At 48.3% G+C, this 17,998-nt stretch carries 13 protein-coding genes; 7 read left to right on the top strand and 6 right to left on the bottom strand.

Annotated features, from left to right (window positions below):
* Positions 1-5 precede the first annotated feature (5 nt).
* A complete protein-coding gene (locus P6910_RS26145; protein WP_317144153.1) occupies positions 6-1,799 on the bottom strand; it encodes a hypothetical protein in 1,794 nt (597 codons plus the stop codon).
* Positions 1,800-2,051: 252 nt separating this feature from the next.
* Positions 2,052-3,308: a hypothetical protein gene (locus tag P6910_RS26140; protein ID WP_317144152.1), complete on the bottom strand. Its 1,257-nt coding sequence runs from the start codon at positions 3,306-3,308 to the stop codon at positions 2,052-2,054.
* A 428-nt stretch (positions 3,309-3,736) separates the two neighbouring features.
* Here P6910_RS26140 and P6910_RS26135 point away from each other — a divergent pair, with 428 nt between their 5' ends.
* A complete protein-coding gene (locus P6910_RS26135; protein WP_317144151.1) occupies positions 3,737-4,996 on the top strand; it encodes an FAD-dependent monooxygenase in 1,260 nt (419 codons plus the stop codon).
* A gap of 81 nt (positions 4,997-5,077) precedes the next feature.
* On the opposite strand, the gene P6910_RS26130 is transcribed toward P6910_RS26135, so the two are convergent.
* Positions 5,078-5,272, bottom strand: a complete 195-nt coding sequence (locus tag P6910_RS26130) for a hypothetical protein (protein WP_317144150.1) — start codon at positions 5,270-5,272, stop codon at positions 5,078-5,080.
* A gap of 265 nt (positions 5,273-5,537) precedes the next feature.
* Here P6910_RS26130 and P6910_RS26125 point away from each other — a divergent pair, with 265 nt between their 5' ends.
* Positions 5,538-7,382, top strand: coding sequence for a Na/Pi symporter (locus tag P6910_RS26125; protein ID WP_317144149.1), 1,845 nt, complete (start codon positions 5,538-5,540; stop codon positions 7,380-7,382).
* Here the strand turns inward: P6910_RS26125 and ppx are convergent.
* Positions 7,368-8,864 carry an exopolyphosphatase gene (ppx, locus tag P6910_RS26120; protein WP_317144148.1) on the bottom strand — a complete coding sequence of 499 codons (1,497 nt, stop codon included), beginning with the start codon at positions 8,862-8,864 and terminating at the stop codon, positions 7,368-7,370. The genes P6910_RS26125 and ppx overlap by 15 nt on opposite strands.
* A gap of 489 nt (positions 8,865-9,353) precedes the next feature.
* Here ppx and trxA point away from each other — a divergent pair, with 489 nt between their 5' ends.
* The 5 genes from trxA (at position 9,354) to P6910_RS26095 (ending at position 14,752) form a co-directional block, all read left to right on the top strand.
* Positions 9,354-9,677 (top strand): thioredoxin TrxA, encoded by a 324-nt coding sequence (gene trxA / locus P6910_RS26115; protein WP_317144147.1) that lies wholly within the window; start codon positions 9,354-9,356, stop codon positions 9,675-9,677.
* A gap of 594 nt (positions 9,678-10,271) precedes the next feature.
* Positions 10,272-11,531, top strand: coding sequence for a transcription termination factor Rho (gene rho / locus P6910_RS26110; RefSeq protein ID WP_257276489.1), 1,260 nt, complete (start codon positions 10,272-10,274; stop codon positions 11,529-11,531).
* Positions 11,532-11,614: 83 nt separating this feature from the next.
* Positions 11,615-13,081 (top strand): 4-hydroxy-3-polyprenylbenzoate decarboxylase, encoded by a 1,467-nt coding sequence (gene ubiD, locus P6910_RS26105; protein WP_317144146.1) that lies wholly within the window; start codon positions 11,615-11,617, stop codon positions 13,079-13,081.
* Between the two features lie 117 nt (positions 13,082-13,198).
* Complete coding sequence (locus P6910_RS26100) at positions 13,199-13,933, top strand: NAD(P)H-flavin reductase (RefSeq protein ID WP_317144145.1); 735 nt, start codon at positions 13,199-13,201, stop codon at positions 13,931-13,933.
* A 168-nt stretch (positions 13,934-14,101) separates the two neighbouring features.
* Positions 14,102-14,752 (top strand): TetR/AcrR family transcriptional regulator, encoded by a 651-nt coding sequence (locus P6910_RS26095; RefSeq protein ID WP_317144144.1) that lies wholly within the window; start codon positions 14,102-14,104, stop codon positions 14,750-14,752.
* A 95-nt stretch (positions 14,753-14,847) separates the two neighbouring features.
* Here the strand turns inward: P6910_RS26095 and parC are convergent, their stop codons facing one another.
* The gene (gene parC / locus P6910_RS26090; RefSeq protein ID WP_317144143.1) at positions 14,848-17,115 is read right to left on the bottom strand and encodes a DNA topoisomerase IV subunit A; all 2,268 of its coding nucleotides are present in this window, start codon (positions 17,113-17,115) and stop codon (positions 14,848-14,850) included.
* An 87-nt stretch (positions 17,116-17,202) separates the two neighbouring features.
* The gene (locus tag P6910_RS26085) at positions 17,203-17,796 is read right to left on the bottom strand and encodes an endonuclease (RefSeq protein WP_317146593.1); all 594 of its coding nucleotides are present in this window, start codon (positions 17,794-17,796) and stop codon (positions 17,203-17,205) included.
* Positions 17,797-17,998 lie beyond the last annotated feature (202 nt).

Genomic DNA, 17,998 nt, shown 5'->3' with positions numbered 1-17,998 from the left:
TCCCCTTATGAGCCTGAACGATCTTCCGGAAGCTCTCCAGTGTTTGAAGGATCTGGATCGACGACAGGTTTTTCCTCCGATAGCAAGGGGGCCGTGTCAAAATCGGTGACGGTTGTCCCTGTTTCAGAAGATCCCTGAGCAGAAGTAACAGGTGCTTCTGGGGAAGCTTTCCCTGAGCCATCAGAAATGCTGGTGTGGGAATCATCTGGCTGCATCTTTACGTCTTCAAAAATAACACCGACGCCGTACAGCGTGCCATAAGATTTCAGGAACATCCAGTGACGGTAGCCACCAGCTGCACTACTTGTAGCCCTGTCAGGAGTGGTGACGGTTGTTTCTGTTTCAGAAGATCCCTGAGCAGAAGCGACAGGTGCTTCTGGCGAAGCTTCTCCTGAATCATCAGATTTGCCAATGAGCTTTTCCAGCTTCTGTATAAGATGTCTTATGCCTATAACTTTAAATTTATCACCAATAGCATTCTGGGCGAGCATTAAAGCGTATCGTAGCTTCTCAAGTTCTTCCTGTGGCATATCTTTCGGAATCTCTGCTCCAGAATCTGCACTAAAAGAATATGCACTAAATGTTACGCCTTCAGGTGCATAAATTACTGTAGCCTTTTCCCTGTCAGAGAAGGTCCAGCCTTGTCGCTCGTAGACTTCACTAACCTTGGCTAAAAGCAAAGAGATGTCATACATGAAAGAGATAAAAACATAATCAGACTCGTGTATGTCTTCTGGAGGAGTTCGGGAATAATCGGTTGCTCTTTCCGGTGGATCATTGTCTTCACCGCCTGAGCCAGCCCCAATACCTCCAACACTGCCGATATTACCTGCCCGAAAGTCAGTGGACCCGGCAGGAGGAGGTGTATCGGCAGGCTTTTTCACTTCACCTCCCTCAGCTTGTTTTCCATTATCTGCGTCCATAGGCTCATCGGAGGAATAAGGATCGCTGATAATGGCTGCTTTACCATGCCCTGAATAGACCAGCCAGGCATATTGGCTCAGCGGAACACAGTGACTGCTGCCCCTGCAGAAGCTGGTGTTGGGATAAGTGGGAAAAAGAGTCATGTCGGGAAAAATAAAATACTCATTTACTTCAGCCTGTTTCAGCACTCCCCCAGGGAAAGCTTCTTTTCCTTCTAAGCCGTCAGGATGTTCATTCAGGTGCTGGATCAGGTTGACAACCAGTTGAAGAACTTCCGGCATTAATAAGATAGCCGGGACCAGGAATGAGTGATAGGGTTCGGAAATCTCAGGATTGCTGAACTCAGAAATAATGAACGTTTTTCCATGAAAAGAAAATCTCATGGTGTTGAACTGAGAATCAAACACCAGCTTTATCTTGTTCAGTCTGAGAATATCGAGATGATTAAGATAGACCTGATCTAATGCAGATGTTGTTTTGGAAGTTCTTTCTGCGGTTTTAAATTCAGTGACGAAAACACCTTCGTCGGCTTCAGAAATCTCAATAGAGGAGGAACCGGCAGTAGCAACATTTAACTGAAGAAATGTTTTTGTTTTACTCAGAGGGGACGCTTCGGGTTGATAAAAAAAAGTATCAGTCCATTGTGCTTCAGGAAGTTCCAATACTTCTATAGGTGGTAGATATGAGTCCGATGTTTTGGGTTGGTAGTTATAAGAAGTTGAGTGATGGGCCAGATCAGGCCATTGTCCTGCTTCACTGTAAAATGACACGAGGAGAGGGACTATCGGAAGCAACCGATACTGCATTAGGATACCCCACTTAATTAATACTTTTAATGGAAAGAATATTTCTAGCAGTAATTGATCGATATGCAAGAAAATTGTTTTTTTATTTATCTTCCAACCATTTGGCAGAACTGATTTTTAAGGTTTGTGACGATTTAGCTAATTACTCTTGGAGGTAAAAGATTTTTCAGGATACATTCATTCTGCAGGTCAGCAAGGAAGCGCAACCAATGAAGATCAATCCATCTTCTACTTCTACTGCTCTCGAAACTCAAACGGAGTCCTTAGGGACTCCCGCCTTATATCTCCCCACTAAAAGTAGGGAGGCTTAAGGCGAAAATGCTAAATATCATCAATGCTGATGTGTGATCTCCTTTCTCTGGATGACATACCCTTGCGCAGCTCTCTGCGTTTTGAAGGCCCTGGACTGACGACGGGCTCCTCTTCATCCTTTGCTAGCAATGGGGCCGTGTCAGGAGCCACGACTGTTGTCTCTGTTTCAGCAGGTTCCTGATCAGAAGTTGCAGGTGTTTCAGGGGGGGGTGTGGACGGTTTTTGCGACGCTTCCTTTGAGTCACTGGATTCAAAGCTTTGGTCATCCTTCAGCTGATGCCAATTTCCTTTGCCTCGATTTACACGATAAAAACGGCCTCTGAAGTTTGCGAATTTTTCTATCTGGACAGTATCGATGCCTCTGCCCGGAACTGCATTTCGTTTCAGTATGGCAAATAGAGACCTTTCGAGGTCAGACCTTCTCTGAGCATCTTGCTCGTCAGCTTCATCATCCTCAGGCAGCAGGAAAGAGGTTTCATTATCTTCAAAATCGTTCCTGTCTTCTGGAGGTGTTCTGGAATAATCCGTTGCCCTTTCAGGTGGATCATTGTCTTCACCACCCGAGCCAAGTCCGATGTATCCATTTCGGATACTACCAACCCGGAAGTTAGTAAACCCGGCGGGTGCTGGTCTGTAGACCGTTTTTTTCCCTCCACCACCATTGCCACTCTTCCCTTTTTTTCCATCCATGGGCTCATCGGAGGAATAAGGATCACTGATAATGGCTGCTTTCCCATGCCCTGAATAGACCAGCCAGGCGTATTGACTCAGGGGAACACAGTGACTGCTTCCCCTGCAGAAGCTTGTGTTGGGATAAGTGGGAAAAAGAGTCATGTCGGGAGAAATGAAATACTCATTTACTTCAGCCTGTTCCAGCATCCCCCCAGGAAAAGCTTCTTCTCCTTCTATACCGTCAGGATGCTCATTCAGGTGCTGGATCAGGTTGACAACCAGTTGAAGGACTTCCGGCATTAATAAGATAGCCGGGACCAGGAATGAGTGATAGGGTTCAGAAATTTCAGAATCGCTGAATTCAGAAATAATGAACGCTTTTCCATGAAAAGAAAATCTCACGGTGTTGAACTGAGAATCAAACACCAGTCTTATCTTGTTCAGTCTGAGAATATCCAGATGATTCAGGTAGACCTGCTCCGATGCAGATGTTGTTTTGGAAGTTCCCTCTGCGTCTTTAAATGCACTGACGAAAACTCCGTCATCGGCTTCAGAAATCTCGATACAGGAAGCACCAGCAGTAGCAATATTCAATTGAAAAAGTTTTTTTGTTTCACTCAGGGGTGTTTCGGGATGATAAGATAATTCATCAGTCCATTGTACTTTGGGAATTTCCGACAATCGCAGTAAAGGTGGATGATACCGGTCCATTATTGTGGGTTGGTTGTAATAATAAGAAGTTGAATACCGAGCTAAGTTAGGCCATTGTCCTGCTTCACTGTAAAATGACACAAGGAGAGGGACTATCGGAAGAAACCGATACTGCATTTGAATACTCACTTAATAAGTTTTATTTATGATGACAATGTATTTAGCAGTAGTTGATTGATATGCAAGAAAATTGGTTTTTTATTTATAAGATGCTGCGGCAGCCTCCCTCATCGGGGTAGTTGAGCATTAAGGGGCCCTGTGGTCATATGGGCCGGTTATCTGCATAGATCGGGTTAATGGGAAGTGAGGCTATGGTGAAATCAGAAAACTACGATGTACTGGTGGTTGGCGCGGGTATGGTGGGTGCCGCAATTGCCTGTGCTCTGGGTCTCAAAGGTATCCGGGTTGCGGTTTTTGACCGGGCCTTGCCATTAGCATTCAAACCCGATCAGTTGCCGGATCTGAGAGTGTCGGCACTGAGTTATGCATCGGAGCAGATTCTGAAAAACCTGGGAGTCTGGCCATACATGCAAGCCATGAGAATGTGCCCATACCGACGCATGGCTGTATGGGAGAAATTGCACTTTCCGCCCGGCAGTGAACTGGATAAGCGTCCTAATCAAACCGTATTCAACGCAGCAGATATCAGGCACGACCAGCTGGGTTTTGTCGTCGAGAATCGCATCACTCAGCTGGGTCTTTTAAAAAGGCTCAAAGAGGTAGAGTCGGTATCCTTGTTCGCCCCGGCAACTATTGAAAGTATGAATCTAAAGGCTGAAAAGCCTGAAATCATGCTGCAGGATGGAAGTGTATTCAAAGCGGATCTGCTTATTGGGGCTGACGGTGCCCAGTCCAAGGTCAGGGAGCAGGCTAATATTCGTCTTGACACGCGTGAATATGAGCAACAGTGTCTGGTGGCTACTGTAGAGATTGAAGGGGGCTTGCAGGACATTACCTGGCAGGCTTTCACGCCTACCGGACCGGAAGCCTTTCTGCCACTGTCTGATATCGACAGCAAAAGTTATGGTTCCATTGTCTGGTATAACCTGCCTGAGAATGTCCAGAAACTCATGAAACTTTCGGACAGTGACTTTCTGGAAGAACTGTCATCAACTTTTCCCAAAGAGTTACCACCGTTGGTTAAGCTGCACGAAAGAGGCTCTTTCCCGCTGGCCCGTCGTCATGCCATGAACTATTTCACTAATGGAGTAGTGCTCGCAGGCGATGCCGCACACACCATCAACCCTCTTGCGGGTCAGGGGGTCAATCTGGGCTTTCAGGATGTTGCCTGGCTGGCAGAGGTACTGACTGATGCCTTTCAAACAGGTGAGTCACTGGGTAGCCAGAAAGTGCTGTCGCGTTACGAAAAAGCTCGTCGCAGAGACAATCAACTGATGATGAGTACTATGGATGCTTTCTACCTTGCTTTCAGCAACAACAGTGCGCCCCTGAAGGTTTTGAGAAACGTTGCATTGAGTCTTGCCGCTAAATCAAAGCCTGCCGTAAAGGAAGTCATGAAATACGCCATGGGTATTTCCGGGCGACAAGCCGAATTAGCAAAATCGTCGTAAACTTTTGACAGGGCGGGGAGTGTCAGAAAAAAGGCCTGAAAAAACAGGCCTTCATTTATTAGTGCACTTCAGTCCATTATGTCACTGCTTCAGACGACGTCTTTTGGACAGCTCTGCCACCGGACTGGAGGCCAGTGTAGCCACCAGATCTTTGGCAAAGTACTCTCTGACCTCACCAGTGTCCATCAGTACCTTGATCCGACCATTTCGCAGGCATTGATATAATCGCCCCTGCTCGCAGGTGATTCGATCTTTCACTATCAGATTTCCGGCCATCTTCCTAACCTTGTTACTCAACCATCTGAACGAAGTTCCCTGTTATGAAACTTGCCGTCACAGCCCTTTGAATGTTTCTCATCTCTGTCATCTTTATCCGCGAGGCTATTCCATACCGCTGATCAGGCAGTAGAACCTCGGGAACCCATATTATCGGGCCCTAGTCCTGACTCTTTAGTGACAGTTTTGCTACAGATAAATTAATTGAAAAGTCCGAACCAACGCGCCGATAAGGACGGTAATGAAGTCAGCGTTCGGAATGTTTATGAGCTTTCAATCAGGCATGTTAAGTCGGCTTTTCTTGCCTTCTATCATCGTAATGCTGATCTATGGTTTCTGGGTCAGCCCCGAGTTTCGCGAGATAGCGGCTGGTGTTGCTATTTTTTTGTTTGGCATGGTTTATCTGGAGCAGGGCTTCAAGGTCTATACCGGAGGGCTTCTTGAAGCCCTGCTCAAGAAAACCACCGATAAGGTCTGGAAAAGCCTGTCCTTTGGTGTGATTTCCACCGCTTTTCTGCAATCCAGCTCTCTGGTTTCGGTTATCGTCATTTCCTTTCTCAGTGCCGGACTGATAGGCCTGACGGCAGGAATCGGGATTATTTTTGGTGCTAATCTTGGCAGTACAGCCGGTGCCTGGCTGGTGGCTCTTTTTGGCTTGAAGGTTAAATTGTCAACCTATGCCATGCCCCTGTTAGTGATAGGAGTGCTCCTGAAATCCAACAAGCACAAGAATATTAATGGATTAGGCTACATCCTTCTTGGCATAGGCTTTCTGTTCCTCGGTATCCACTACATGAAGGTGGGCTTTGATGCCTTCAAAAGCTCCATTGACCTGGCTGAATTTGCCATGCAGGGTTTTCCGGGGGTGCTGGTGTATACCGGGTTAGGCATGATGGCCACCATCATTATGCAGTCAACCAACGCAACAATGGTTTTGACATTCTCGGCCCTTGCTGCGGGTCAGCTCAGTTATGAGAATGCCCTGGCCCTGGCCATCGGCTCAAATATTGGCACCACCATTACAGCCATCCTTGGAGCCATCAGTGCCAACGCAGAAGGTAAGAGGCTGGCTGTTGCCCACCTTGCTTTTAATGTCGTCACGGCTGTCATTGCTATTGTTGCTCTCAAACCTCTGATGGGGGCAGTAGACTATCTGGCTTCTGCTTATGGTATTGCAGCGAATAATTACACCCTGAAGCTGGCCATCTTTCATAGCCTGTTCAACATCATTGGTATCATAGCCCTTTTACCCTTCCTCAATAAAATGGTGCATTGGCTACAGAAGCTCTTTACCGAGAGCACACCGCAGGCTCCGTTAAATCTTGCAGGGGATGAATCTTTGAAGGTTGAAAGAGCTATTTACCTGAACCCGGTCACTCTCAGTTATCCCGATACCGCATTGAGAGCCATTACCAAGGAGTGTGGTCATCTCTATCGCAATACTCTCGAGTTGATCTGTTATGGCATTTATCTCAGCGGTGAAAAGCTTCGTGAGTCTGACGACCTCGAAGAGTTGGTTCAGAGCTGGCGCAGGGACGACCAGCCCTGGACGATCAAGGAACTTTATATTCGCCATATAAAGGGCATCTATGCCGATATTGTCCAGTATTCTGGTGCCCTGGAAGGTAAACTCCCCAGACAGCAAGCTCAGGAGCTGTTTGCCCTGAAGGTGGCCTGTCGTGATTTTGTTCAGGCCATCAAGCACGTCAAGCATATCTACAAGAACATGGGCAAATACACCCAGTCGGAAAATGAGCAGATTCGGGAACAGTACAATCAATTGAGGCTCTGTCTGGCTTCCGTTCTCAAGCTGGTTGACATTTTGGGCGTTCGTCGCAGTTACAGTCGTATCCGTGAACATGCAGAACAACTGAAGCAAGAACTCAGGGAAAGAGACGGGCAAACCAACGAGACTCTGAACGAATTGATTCGCTCCGGACAGGTCGACCCATTTATTGCAAGCTCGCTATTGAACGACAGCGCTCACGTTCACGATGCCTGCACAAACCTGATTGATGGTGCCGTCATCATGCTCACAAGGGACAGGGAAGAATACCAGGAATTTGATATGTCTTCCGAACAGCCCCCCGATCCATCAGTTCACAGTTAACTTGAAGCCGACTTTATTCAGATACATTTTTTCTCGTTCAAAGTCGACTGCTGTCAGGGGATGATCTCTTAACCAACCTGATTCAAAGCCAACATTCAGAGTACGGTGGCCCGCTTTTAAATCGTAATCGGAGAACGCCCCGTTCCGTATATGATTGAGCACAATCCCCAGACGCAGGAGCACAGTCAGCTTCAACAGCAGGTTGCTGTCTGAATGTTCAAGCAAGCCTTTCGGTATGGCCCTGCGATGCCCATGCACCAGCAGAGCCAGTTTTCTCTGCTGCTCTTTATTAAACCCCATCAGATCCGAGTGCTGGATCAGATAAGCGCCATGTCGGTTGTATTGTGAATGTGAAATATCCAGACCCACCTCGCACACCAGTGAAGCCCAGTTCAATAACTCCCGATCAGAATCCTCCAGCCCCCAGCTCTTTCTGATCTGATCAAAACAGGCCAGTGAGTAACGGTTAATGCCTTCTGCATTGGTAAGGTCAACATGATAGCGTTTCATCAATGCCGACAAGGTTCGGCCCCTGACATCCTCATGACGGTCCCGGCCCAGCATGTCGTATAGAACGCCCTCCCGAAGAGCACCTTCTGAGTATTGCATCCTTTCTATCTCTAAAGCGTCAAAACAGGCCATCAAAATGGCCAGCCCGGCGGGGAAGATAGCCTGACGATCCGGTTTCAGGCTTGGGAAACGGACTCTGCCAGTGTGAGTGAATTCCAGAACCTGACTTTTGAGCATGTCCATTTTTTTACGGGTAATGATTTCACCATGGCCCATGGCTGAGAGAATCGAACTCACTGCCCGAATAGAGCCAGAGGAGCCCACCGCATCTACCCAACCAAGATTTTTATAGGCTTGTTCAATATTCAGGAGTTCCAGCCGCGCCGCATAATAAGCCGACTGAAAGCGCTCTGGGGACAGCTCTGCGCCGGGAAAAAACCGGTCGGTATAGGCAACACAACCCATATGAAGACTCTCAAGCAGTCTGGGTTCGAAACGCTCACCTATAATCAGCTCGGTGCTGCCACCACCAATATCGACCACAACTCGACGATCATTGTCGTCTGATTGGGTCTGGGCTACGCCCAGATAGATCAGACGGGCCTCTTCCCGGCCGGCAATAATTTCAATTGGATGATTGAGGATTTTTTCAGCTTTTTCGACAAATTCGCTGCTGTTCTTGGCTTTTCTAAGGGCATTGGTGCCCACCACCCTAAGTGCCTGGAAGTGCCTTCCGGACATATACTGGGCAAACTGTGCCAGGCAATTCAGTCCCCTTTTCATGGCCTGCTCAGAAAGACAATCATCCTTACTCAGACCGGCAGCCAACTGTACTTTTTCTCCAAGCCGTTCAATGGGCCTGATTTCCCCCTGTTCCACTCTGGCGACAATCATGTGAAAGCTGTTGGAACCCAGATCAATAGCTGCCACGAGAGGCTGGCTGTTGGACTCAATACGACCCTGGTCTGTCATAATGTTCTTCTTCGACACTCCCGTAGCAATCAGTCCGGTTTTTTTCACCCGGGACCCGCTGAGCTGACGGTTGGTTGAATGATCAGGCCATGACCAGACAATCAGTTTTTGTCATGCAAATCATGGTGCTGGCTAACATAAACCAGCAATATAACAGAAGGCTCTGGTTACAGCACATTTACTGTCAGCCGCAGAGTGCTGTAAACCGGACCGCTTCTGCTTAAAGCTTCTGTTTACAGGTTTTGGCAGAGATTTCGTGAAAGGAAAAAAGCCACGCTCCCAAGCTTCTGGTGATGAAAAATAAACGTCCCATGAGTCATAAACTACAGGCAGCAAATCTGATTCATGCTGACAGCCGTATACAAATAATCATAACTCTGTAAACTACCACCCACAATAAAATCAGAGTGATCGAATTTGTTTCCGGGATCATCCCTTTGCTATGATTCGGGCTCTGACATTAAGCAAAATGGCTAGGAGATCCATTCCATGAGCGAAATTGTCAATGTGACAGACGCTACCTTCGAAGAGGACGTGCTGAAGGCAGAATGTCCTGTACTGGTCGACTATTGGGCTGAATGGTGTGGTCCCTGCAAAATGATCGCGCCCGTACTGGACGAAATTGCACTGGACTACGACGGCAAGCTGAAAATCTGTAAACTGAACATTGATGACAACGAAGCCACACCTCCAAAGTATGGCGTTCGAGGCATTCCAACACTGATGCTGTTCAAGGGTGGCAATGTTGAAGCGACCAAGGTTGGAGCCCTGTCAAAGTCTCAGCTGACAGCATTTCTTGACAGCAACCTGTAACAGAATCAATCATACAGCTTTAGAGATTTCAGAAACTTTCTGATACTCTCGGCCAAAAGATTTCTGGAAAAAACCAGCCGGATGAAATCGAATCATCCAGCTGGTTAGATAACACTGGGTGATACCATACAAAAAATCAGTCAGCATAGTCCGGTCTCTATCCGTCATCGTCAGAATGAGGCTGGTGAAATTCAAAAACACAGATATGAAATAGCTGTTTTCATGCTTTCTCCGAAGGGAAATATTTCTCAGCAAAAAGTTTCTGAAAAGTTGACGTAGCAGGAGTTCTTGATTATTTTCCAGAAAAGGATATAGACTGTGAATTCGGGAGTTATTAGATCCACTTGTTTCAGGAAAACTTGTTGAGTGCTTTTCTGGAGTCTTGGCGGTCCTTCTGATCAGCAGTAGAGAATACTCCGGCCATGTTTGTTTCGAGCTTGCCTTTAGATGTGCAGGCTACACTTGAAAGCCGTTTTTAATGAGCTTAGGCAGGCATCGATATTAAACGATGCTGAAAATAATAATCTCAATAATATCTGATCTTCCTGCAACTACGACGGCCATTACCTTTCAATTTAACGTTCGCGAACTCTTATGCATCTTACCGAACTGAAAAAAAAATCTGTTCCTGAACTTCTGGCGATCGCTAATGAAATGGGCCTTGAAAATCTGGCCCGTTCCCGGAAGCAGGACGTAATCTTCTCAATCCTGAAGCGCCACGCCCGCAGCGGGGAAGACATCTATGGCGATGGTGTTCTTGAGATCCTGCAGGATGGCTTCGGCTTCCTGCGTTCTTCCGACAGTTCTTATCTGGCGGGTCCTGATGATATTTATGTTTCACCCAGTCAGATTCGTCGATTCAATCTGAGAACCGGTGATAGCATTGCGGGTAAAATTCGACCACCTAAAGAGGGTGAACGCTATTTCGCACTGCTAAAAGTTAATGAAATTAACTTTGACCAGCCGGAAAACGCCCGTAATAAAATTCTATTTGAAAACCTGACCCCGTTGTTTCCACAGGATCGCCTGGTCATGGAGATGGGTAACGGCTCCACCGAGGACTTAACGGGTCGAATTATCGACCTGGTGGCTCCAATCGGTAAAGGTCAGCGTGGTCTGATCGTGTCCCCCCCTAAGGCTGGTAAGACCCTGATGCTGCAGAATATTGCAGCCAATATCACCCGTAACAACCCCGAATGCCACCTGATCGTTCTGTTGATTGATGAGCGTCCAGAGGAAGTGACCGAAATGGCCCGTTCCGTGCGTGGTGAAGTGGTGGCCTCGACCTTTGACGAGCCCCCGTCACGACACGTGCAAGTGGCTGAAATGGTTTTGGAAAAAGCCAAGCGTCTGGTTGAGCACAAGAAAGACGTGGTGATACTCCTGGACTCCATTACCCGTCTGGCTCGTGCCTACAACACAGTTATTCCTTCTTCCGGTAAAGTTCTGACCGGTGGTGTTGATGCCCACGCTCTGGAGCGTCCGAAACGCTTCTTTGGTGCTGCCCGTAACATCGAAGAAGGTGGCAGCCTGACCATCATGGCTACCGCCCTGGTGGACACTGGCTCCAAAATGGACGAAGTGATCTTCGAGGAATTCAAAGGTACTGGTAACATGGAACTGAACCTCGACCGGCGCATCGCTGAAAAGCGTGTTTTCCCTGCCATTAACTTCAACAAGTCCGGTACTCGTCGTGAAGACTACCTGACCACAGAAGAAGAATTGCAGCGCATGTGGATTCTGCGCAAGATCCTGCACCCAATGGACGAAATTGGCGCCATTGAATTCCTGCTGGACCGCATGAAGCACACCAAGACCAATGAAGAATTCTTCCAGTCTATGAAGCGGAAGTAATCCATCATTATCCGGGGACAGTCTTAAGTCCGATAGGCTTCTGGCCTGTCCCCATTCTCTCTCAGCCTCAGCTTTAACTTCCAATGAAATACAGGGACCTACGGGACTTCATCAAGCTGCTGGAAAAGCAGGGTGAACTCGTCAGAATCAAGACCGAAGTTGATCCGTATCTGGAAATGACTGAAATCAGCGACCGCACCCTTCGCAAGAAAGGGCCGGCATTGCTGTTCGAAAATCCAAAGGGTTATGACATGCCGGTACTGGCCAATCTGTTTGGCACAGAGCGGCGGGTGGCTCTGGGTATGGGGCAGGATAATGTCAGCGCGCTGAAGGAGGTAGGTCAGCTCCTGGCGTATCTTAAGGAACCCGATCCACCCAAGGGTTTCCGTGATGCTCTGACAAAGCTGCCTGTCTTCAGACAAGTGTTGAACATGGGGCCCAAAGTGGTCAGTAAAGCGGTCTGTCAGGAAGTCGTGCTCAAAGGTGATGAGATAGATCTGAACCGGATCCCTGTTCAAACTTGCTGGCCCGGCGATGCAGGCCCTCTGGTCACCTGGCCTCTGGTCATCACCAAGGGTCCTGAAAAGGATCGACAGAACCTCGGAATCTATCGCCAACAGCTGATTGGTAAAAACAAACTGATCATGCGCTGGCTCTCTCATCGGGGCGGTGCTCTGGACTTCAGGGATTGGCAACAGCAATACCCTGATAAACCCTTCCCCGTAACGGTGGCTCTGGGTGCTGATCCAGCTACTATCCTGGGGGCAGTGACCCCTGTGCCTGACAGTCTTTCAGAGTATGCCTTTGCAGGCCTGTTAAGAGGCAGTAAAACCGAACTGGTTAAAAGCATCACCAACGATCTTCAGGTACCTGCCAGTGCCGAGATTGTTCTTGAGGGGCATATCTATCCGGGAGAGATGGCGGACGAAGGCCCGTTCGGTGATCACACCGGTTACTACAACGAAGTGGAACGTTTCCCGGTCTTTACCGTAGAGTGTATAACTCATAGAAGAGATCCCATCTATCACAGCACCTACACAGGCAGGCCTCCCGATGAGCCCGCTATTCTGGGAGTGGCCCTGAACGAGGTATTTGTCCCCATTCTGAAAAAGCAGTTTCCGGAAATCGTGGACTTTTATCTGCCTCCGGAAGGCTGTTCTTACCGAATGGCGGTGGTGACTCTGCGCAAGGAATATCCGGGTCATGCCAAGCGAGTCATGCTCGGTGTATGGTCATTCCTCAGACAATTTATGTATACCAAGTTCGTTATTGTCACTGATGATGACGTCAATGCCAGAGACTGGAACGATGTAATCTGGGCCATGACGACTCGTATGGATCCCAAGCGGGACTGTGTCTTTGTTGAAAACACTCCCATTGATTATCTGGATTTCGCTTCGCCAGTTGCAGGTCTTGGTTCCAAGGTGGGCTTTGATGCTACAAATAAATGGCCCGGAGAAACTGATCGGGAATGGGGTCAAACCATAACTATGACAAAGGATGTCAAAGAACGGGTTGATGCACTCTGGGGTGATTTAGGTATAGACTGAAACAGTTACAGCTCTTGATTATCACTCGGTTTCCCGAGATACAGAGTTCTTCTTAATACGGTCATCAGGGATACCTCGGGCACTCCTGCTGGCTGTGGCATTCCGGAGGGAGGTATTGTGCAGATAAGCGAGTCTTCCGGGCTGCGATGCTCAGTTGCCGATACTCAGCTTCTCAGTTCCGACATTTACCGGATCAAACTGACTGCAGAGTCGGACTGCTTTCCTGGCTATTATCCGGGTCAGTATCTTGTTGTTCACCTTCAGAATAATGAAAACAATTGTTTTTCTATTGCTTCAGCGCCGCAAAAAAACCAGCAGCATCTGGAGCTGCATATTCAACAGCTGAAAGGCAGTCCTAACTCTCAACAGCTCTTTCGGGAAATAAAAGAAGGTGTGCTGAACGTCAGTTTGCCTGCAGGGAATTGCCATCTCCCTGACTCAATCGACAAACAGCAGCCTCTGCTTTTCATTGCCGCCGGCACCGGCTTCTCCCAAATGAAAAGCATGATCGAGTATTGCCTGCGTCACCGTCATCATGGTGAGATGCATCTTTACTGGGGAGCCAGAACACCTGCAGACTTCTATCTGCCCAACCTCCCTGTGCAATGGTCTGGCCAGGGCGTTCATTATCATCCAGTAGTCAGTGAAACCTATCATGAAGATGACTGGTGTGGGCGTCATGGGTTGCTATATGAAGCGATACTGGTCGATCGCGAAAAGCTGCTCGATTGTCAGACCTATATCAGTGGCTCACCACAAATGGTTTATGCGACATATGACGCAATGATTGGAGACGGATTCCCGGAAAAAAACCTGCACTCTGACGTTTTTGACTACGCACCAAGAAAATAATATCGCCACAACTCTCGCTACCCTTCTGAATTGCAAATATAAACCCTGACTCATTGGTACAGTAAAAAAAACACTGTCGTTATTTATGTGCAGCGAATGGTAATTGCGCAACTCTTGTCTATATTCATAGTCGATCGTCATAACACCTCATCAATATACGGAGATTTTATGCAATCTTCCGCTGCCAAAATTCAGCAGACGGCTGTGAGAAGCAGCCGTGTGCGCCAGAAAAATATTAAGGTCATATTGCAAGCTGCAGAGGACGAATTCGTTCTTAGTGGCTTCAAAGGAGCCTCAATCAGGGATATTGCAACCAGAGCCGGGTTGCCAAAGGCCAATATTCATTATTATTTCAATAGCAAGGTCGATCTATATGGCGCTGTTCTCGGTCATATTATGGAACTCTGGGAAGCGGTTTTTTCCGGCTTGAACATAGAGGATGATCCGGCTTCAGCCTTTCGTCAGTACATACAGGCAAAAATGCAATACTGTCTGGCTCACGCCAACGCTTCCCGTATATTCAGCAGTGAGATCATTCATGGCGGGCAACATCTCAAAGAACATTTTGAGTACTTCAAGTCATGGATCAAAGAGAAATCACGAGTTATTGAATCCTGGGTAGAGCAAGGCAAAATGGACCCTGTCGACCCTCTGCACCTGTTATTTACCATCTGGGCCACCACCCAATATTATGTGGATTACAGTCCACAGGTAGCCTGTGTCATTGGTAAGGAGGCCCTGTCCGATGAGGATTTAGAGGCTGCGACGGAGCATCTCTGCAATCTCATCATCAAGGGGTGTGGGATCAGGAATCGTTGATTGCAGTCACCGGGGTCAACAAGCCGTCATGGGTTTTTAACGGTCGTCAGCGGCGACTGTAAAAACCCTGTGACCAGATGACTCAAGCTTCGAGCTTAACTATCCTCCTTCCTGTTCGCCCGAATAACCTCAACACTATCCACTTTCTGGAAGCCTCGGGGCAGTTTATTACCTCTGCGACCTCTCTCTCCGTGGTAATGCTCAATATCTGCCGGTCTCAGAGTCACATGCCGTTTGCCAGCGTAGAGAACCAGAGCATCGCTCGAGTTCATCACCGCCAGATGAACCATCAATTCGATTCGATCCGATGCCCGTGCCGCAGGAATATTAATGATCTTGTTACCTTTGCCTCTTGCCAGCTTGGGTAATTCAGACAGCGGGAAGATCAGCATACGTCCCTCGTTGGTAATGGCTGCCAGTACCTGGTCTTGGCCTGTTACCGGTATAGGTGACATGACTTGGGAATACTTGGGCAAAGTCAGCAGAGCCTTACCGGCTTTGTTCTTGCTGACCATATCAGAATGCTGAACGACAAAGCCATAACCGGCATCGCTGGCCAGTAAATAACAGTCATCATTGTCACCGACACACAACCCTTCAAAGGTTGCCCCGGAAGGTGGATTGACACGTCCGGACAGCGGCTCACCCTGACCTCGCGCAGAGGGAAGAGTATGAGTTTGAATGGAATAAGCACGACCGGTGGAGTCTATAAAAACCGAAGACTGGTTACTCTTGCCCTTGGCAGACAGTCGATATCTATCCCCTGCCTTGTAGTTGAGACTGCCAGGGTCAACCTCATGCCCTTTGGCACATCGCACCCAGCCTTTTTCAGACAGCACGACAGTCACTGGATCAGATGTCATCAGGTCAGTTTCCGAGAGAGCCTGGGCTTCCTGTCGAAGCATCAAGGGTGAACGACGATCATCACCAAATTCTTCGGTATCGGCCTTGATCTCTTTTTTGACCAGGGTTTTCAGTCGACGCTCGGAGCTGAGGGTCAGCTCAAGATTTTTGCGTTCGTTTTCCAGCTCTTCCTGTTCAGCACGAATCTTGATCTCTTCCAATTTGGCTAACTGGCGCAGCTTGATTTCCAAAATGGCATCCGCCTGAAGCTCGGAGAGGCCAAATCGAGTCATTATGACTTCCCTGGGCTTGTCCTCATTGCGGATAATTTCGATGACTTCATCAATATTCAGGAAGGCTGCCAGTAAGCCTTCAAGAATATGAAGTCTGGCCAGTACTTTATCCAGACGGTGTTGCAGACGACGTCTGACGGTATCGGTTCTCCAGACCAGCCACTCCTTCAGCAGGGTATCCAGAGCCTTGACCTGGGGCTTGCCATCGACACCAATCATGTTCATATTGACCCGGTAGGTCTTTTCAAGATCGGTTGTGGCAAACAGATGGTTCATCAAACCATCGACATCAATACGGTTGGAGCGGGGAACAATCACCAGTCGGGTAGGATTCTCATGGTCTGATTCGTCCCTCAGGTCTGCGACCATGGGCAACTTCTTGGCCTGCATCTGGGCGGCTACCTGCTCCAGAATTTTGGCTCCGGAAGCCTGATAGGGCAGCGCCGTGACAATGATTTCTCCCCCTTCCTGCTGATAGACGGCTCTCATTCTCAGAGAACCGCGTCCCTGCTCGTAAATCTTCAGAATTTCTTCGCGGGGTGTGATGATTTCAGCTTCGGTGGGGAAGTCCGGCCCCTGAACATGCTCAACAAGCTCGGCAGTGGTTGCCCCCGGATGATCCAGCAGATGAATACAGGCGTTTGCGACTTCTCTCAGGTTGTGAGGAGGGATGTCGGTCGCCATACCCACTGCGATACCGGTGGTACCGTTCAACAGCAGATTGGGCAACCTGGCAGGCAAGATGGATGGCTCTTCCAGTGTTCCGTCAAAGTTAGGCACCCAGTCTACCGTGCCCTGCCCCAGTTCACTGAGCAGTACGTCAGAATAACGAGTCAGTCTGGACTCGGTATAGCGCATGGCAGCAAAAGACTTGGGGTCATCCGGCGACCCCCAGTTACCCTGACCATCGACCAGCGGATAACGGTATGAGAAGGGCTGCGCCATCAATACCATGGCTTCGTAACAGGCAGAGTCGCCATGGGGATGAAATTTACCCAGAACATCACCCACCGTACGGGCTGACTTTTTAAACTTGGCGGTATTTTTCAGCCCCAGCTCACTCATCGCATAAACAATACGGCGTTGTACCGGCTTCAGGCCGTCGCCAATGTGGGGCAGAGCGCGATCCAGAATGACATACATGGAGTAGTTCAGGTATGCGCTTTCTGTATAGGCCCTCAGTGACTGACGTTCTATTCCATCATCACCTATGAAGGTCTGTTCCATTCTCAATAAACCTTGGGAGCTTTAAAAGTGAGCTAATCCGAATATCATAATACCCCGATCGCCGATAGGACAGTGGAATGAACTCATTCATCCCTTTGGATGCCTTGAAACGTATGGATTCTCCCAGCCCTGAACCTCGGTAATACGAGCATTACGCTCAATTTCCCAGTCGGTTGCCGGATAGAGGCGATCCCAGGACTCGTAGAGCTTTCTCTGACTTTTACTGATTCTGAAAGCGTAACGGCTTGCCATATACAGATAGATACGGGCAATCTTGCCTCGTTTTGTTATCGGTGGTTGTGCTTTTCGCTCCTTGAAATTGACTTTAAAGTCACACTGGCCATACATGCTGGGCGTATCTTGCAGAAAGCCGAAGCGGTAGTTGGATCGATCGCCATTCACCTCTCCTACTGCGGGCACCAGATTGTGGAGATCCGATTCCATTTTGCGAAAATCGGGATTCTTTCTACAGCGCTTGCGGCCCCCTTCCTGCCAGCACTGGAGCTGATGACCAAATTCCCAGGCCGGTACAACATGTTCCCACTCAATCCTTGATGCACGGTTTGGTTGTTTTCGTACCTTGTAGCCGCAGGATTCCAGGTCAGGCACCAGTTTCTTGCCGCGGACTGTTATATCGCAACCGCAATAAAAACTGGTGAGGTGATCGGAATAGATTTTCACCGCTTCCCGCTTGGCCTGAGAAAAACTGGCGGGTGCAGACCAGACAGAAAAAGGAAGTGAAGTAATGCAAAATAAAACCAATAAGCGAGGAACAATGGACACGAATCAGACCCGGATATAAAAGACGCGGGTCTTATTTTATTAAAAATTTGCTCTATGATTCCACATATGTTTCAGAATATCGCTGACGTCTACTATCTAT

This window comes from Endozoicomonas sp. 8E (assembly GCF_032883915.1).
In the GTDB taxonomy this organism is placed as follows: domain Bacteria; phylum Pseudomonadota; class Gammaproteobacteria; order Pseudomonadales; family Endozoicomonadaceae; genus Endozoicomonas_A.
Note: the sequence above shows the minus strand (reverse complement) of the source record. Positions and strands in the feature narration are given on the sequence as shown.

What these genes read in the sequence shown, in the direction of transcription:
- ppx (WP_317144148.1), bottom strand. Translation starts at nt 8,864, where the DNA reads ATGACAGACCAGGGTCGTATTGAGTCCAACAGCCAGCCTCTCGTGGCA.
- P6910_RS26095 (WP_317144144.1), top strand. Translation starts at nt 14,102, where the DNA reads ATGCAATCTTCCGCTGCCAAAATTCAGCAGACGGCTGTGAGAAGCAGC.
- P6910_RS26130 (WP_317144150.1), bottom strand. Translation starts at nt 5,272, where the DNA reads ATGGCCGGAAATCTGATAGTGAAAGATCGAATCACCTGCGAGCAGGGG.
- P6910_RS26135 (WP_317144151.1), top strand. Translation starts at nt 3,737, where the DNA reads ATGGTGAAATCAGAAAACTACGATGTACTGGTGGTTGGCGCGGGTATG.
- ubiD (WP_317144146.1), top strand. Translation starts at nt 11,615, where the DNA reads ATGAAATACAGGGACCTACGGGACTTCATCAAGCTGCTGGAAAAGCAG.
- trxA (WP_317144147.1), top strand. Translation starts at nt 9,354, where the DNA reads ATGAGCGAAATTGTCAATGTGACAGACGCTACCTTCGAAGAGGACGTG.
- P6910_RS26125 (WP_317144149.1), top strand. Translation starts at nt 5,538, where the DNA reads ATGAGCTTTCAATCAGGCATGTTAAGTCGGCTTTTCTTGCCTTCTATC.
- parC (WP_317144143.1), bottom strand. Translation starts at nt 17,115, where the DNA reads ATGGAACAGACCTTCATAGGTGATGATGGAATAGAACGTCAGTCACTG.
- rho (WP_257276489.1), top strand. Translation starts at nt 10,272, where the DNA reads ATGCATCTTACCGAACTGAAAAAAAAATCTGTTCCTGAACTTCTGGCG.